The organism is Rathayibacter tanaceti, assembly GCF_001634385.1.
Taxonomy (GTDB): Bacteria; Actinomycetota; Actinomycetes; order Actinomycetales; family Microbacteriaceae; genus Rathayibacter; species Rathayibacter tanaceti.
The window spans coordinates 1-716 of record NZ_LIIN01000297.1; the positions used below are offsets into that span (position 1 = coordinate 1).

The window sequence follows — 716 nt, forward strand, 5'->3', positions numbered from 1 at the left end:
AGCGTCAGCGTCGCACGCTCGAGGGCGAGGTTGACGGTGGCGCTCACGCCGGGCAGCGCGTCGAGGCGGCGCTCGACGCGGGCGACGCAGGAGGCGCAGGTCATGCCTCCGATGGCGAGCTCGAGCGGTGTGCCGGCGGAGTCGGCCACGTCAGTCGAGAGGGGCGAGTCGGTAGCCCGCGTCGGCGACGGCCGCGGCGATCTCTTCGCGGCCGAGCGGTCGGGTGGATCCGACGGTCACGGTCGAGACGCCGTCGGGCACGAGGGAGACGTCGACGCCGGTGACCTCGGGGTAGGCGGCCAGCTCCTCCGTGACGCTGCGGACGCAGTGCTCGCAGGTCATGCCGGCGACTCCGATGCTCTGCACGGTCGCGGCGGCGATCGGCCCACGACTCTCGTGGCGGGTGCTCTCGTGGCCGCCGCACGCGCACGCGCCGCTGCCGCAGCCTCCGTTCGAGCCGCTCGCGGTCAGGCCGAGATCGATCCTGGTGCCCATGGGTCCTCCTGTGTCGCGCAGCCGGGACAGATATACCCCCCGGGGGTACTCCATCGTAGACGGGTCCCGCCGCTCCCGGCAAGGCCGGAGGAGCAGGGACGAGAATCGCAGGGCGGCCGGCCTCGCCGCGCGAGGAACAGGAGGAGCCGGATGGACCCCGCACCGACGCCGCCCTGGGGCGCCCCCTCGGCCCACGCCGCGCCGTCCGTCCCGCTGCCGCC

2 protein-coding genes are annotated in these 716 nt (G+C 74.7%); both read right to left on the reverse strand.

Going from position 1 to position 716, the window contains the following annotated elements; all coding sequences use genetic code 11:
• Nucleotides 1-149, reverse strand: a 149-nt coding sequence (locus ACH61_RS16585) for a heavy-metal-associated domain-containing protein (RefSeq protein ID WP_269085092.1), incomplete at its 3' end; no start/stop codon positions are given.
• A gap of 1 nt (nucleotide 150) precedes the next feature.
• Nucleotides 151-495, reverse strand: a complete 345-nt coding sequence (locus ACH61_RS15735) for a heavy-metal-associated domain-containing protein (RefSeq protein WP_068213814.1) — start codon at nucleotides 493-495, stop codon at nucleotides 151-153.
• Between the last annotated feature and the right edge of the window lie 221 nt (nucleotides 496-716).